Genomic DNA, 224 nt, shown 5'->3' with positions numbered 1-224 from the left:
TTTTGGCCATCATCCAACGATTTAAAACCGTCCTTTTGGATTTCTGAAAAATTAGCAAAAACCTCTGCGCCCTCTTCTAGTGAAATAAAGCCGAAGCCTTTTTCTGCGTTAAACCATTTTACTGTACCTTGTGTCATATAGGGTATACCTCTTTATATTTATTTGCAAAAAACTTCAAAGAGATAAAACATAGAATGAACTGATACTTTTACTCGGAAAACTTA

The 224-nt window shown here is 33.9% G+C and carries 1 protein-coding gene; it reads right to left on the bottom strand.

The features are described 5' to 3' along the window. The coding region (locus AKK44_RS08350; RefSeq protein ID WP_054279292.1) for a cold-shock protein at positions 1-137 on the bottom strand (137 nt) is incomplete at its 3' end. Positions 138-224: the final 87 nt, after the last annotated feature.

The organism is Streptococcus phocae (assembly GCF_001302265.1).
Lineage (GTDB): Bacteria > Bacillota > Bacilli > Lactobacillales > Streptococcaceae > Streptococcus > Streptococcus phocae.
Note: the sequence above shows the minus strand (reverse complement) of the source record. Positions and strands in the feature narration are given on the sequence as shown.